This is a genomic window from Pseudanabaena sp. 'Roaring Creek', from assembly GCF_001402795.1.
In the GTDB taxonomy this organism is placed as follows: Bacteria; Cyanobacteriota; Cyanobacteriia; order Pseudanabaenales; family Pseudanabaenaceae; genus Pseudanabaena.
In genome coordinates this window covers 1-1,044 of the sequence record NZ_LIRE01000309.1, presented here as the reverse complement: position 1 = coordinate 1,044, position 1,044 = coordinate 1, and the positions used below count along the sequence as shown (strand labels likewise).

At 42.0% G+C, this 1,044-nt stretch carries 2 protein-coding genes; one reads left to right on the top strand and one right to left on the bottom strand.

All coding sequences use genetic code 11. From position 1 onward, the window contains the following. Positions 1–51: 51 nt before the first annotated feature. Positions 52–246: a heavy-metal-associated domain-containing protein gene (locus tag AC805_RS10735; RefSeq protein ID WP_009628447.1), complete on the top strand. Its 195-nt coding sequence runs from the start codon at positions 52–54 to the stop codon at positions 244–246. A 110-nt stretch (positions 247–356) separates the two neighbouring features. Here the strand turns inward: AC805_RS10735 and moaC are convergent, their stop codons facing one another. Continuing rightward, positions 357–869 carry a cyclic pyranopterin monophosphate synthase MoaC gene (gene moaC / locus AC805_RS10730; protein WP_055075433.1) on the bottom strand — a complete coding sequence of 171 codons (513 nt, stop codon included), beginning with the start codon at positions 867–869 and terminating at the stop codon, positions 357–359. Positions 870–1,044 lie beyond the last annotated feature (175 nt).

The window sequence follows — 1,044 nt, the reverse complement described above, 5'->3', positions numbered from 1 at the left end:
ATTATGCTGAGCTACTTAATAATCTTATTTTTTCGACATATTGCTTAATCTATGACTTTAAAACTCTCAGTGCCTTCCATCGGTTGCGCTAGTTGTATCGAAACAATTACCAAAGCGATCCAATCTGTCGATACCTCAGCAATAGTTACGGGCGATCCTGCCAGTAAATCGTTAGATATCGACAGTCAATTATCTGAAGTTAAAATCCGCGAACTAATTGCGATCGCGGGGCATAAAGCTGCTTAAAGGTAGCTAACCAAGAATTAGACGTTGCAGCGCTTCGCGCCGCAACGTCTAATTCTTGACTGGGAAGGGAGTAGCTACTTGACGCGAGTGGCTTAAGACTTTTTTCAAGACTAAAGATCGCAATATTCCCCCTTAGGGGCATTAAAATCCCCAGATTTGCCACCACTCTTATGTATTAACCTCGCATTTGAGATGATCATCGTCTTTTCAAGCGACTTTGCCATATCGTACAGGGTGAGAGCAGCGATCGTCGCAGCGGTCAAAGCCTCCATTTCTACGCCAGTTTCGCCCTTAGTTTTGACCTCCGCCTCAATTTGATAGCCAGGAATATTTTCGTCTAGCATAATCCTCACATCCACACTGGTGAGATTTAGAGGGTGGCACATGGGAATTAAGTTTGCCGTTTGCTTTGCTGCCATAATCCCTGCTAGTTTTGCCGTGCCTAATACATCTCCTTTTTTGACATTGCCTGCTTGGATTGCATCTAAGGTCGTTGTTTTCATAGATATCTCGCAAACTGCGATCGCTCGTCTCACTGTTTGCGTTTTGTGCGTCACATCCACCATCTGAGCATTACCACTTCGATCAAGATGAGTGAGCGGCTGAAGAATATCCGTATCCATAAAAACTTTGCTGAAATTAGCTCAATAATATAAAAACAAAACATAGGATAAATTGGCATCTATTAACTAGTTATACCAATTCCCAAAATGGCAACGCTATTTGGGGAATCTCAAAACCTTACTGGGTTTGGTTTTTAATTTACGAAAGTGTTGTTACACTTTCGTGAATTGGTAT

What these genes read in the sequence shown, in the direction of transcription:
- AC805_RS10735 (WP_009628447.1), top strand. Translation starts at nt 52, where the DNA reads ATGACTTTAAAACTCTCAGTGCCTTCCATCGGTTGCGCTAGTTGTATC.
- moaC (WP_055075433.1), bottom strand. Translation starts at nt 869, where the DNA reads ATGGATACGGATATTCTTCAGCCGCTCACTCATCTTGATCGAAGTGGT.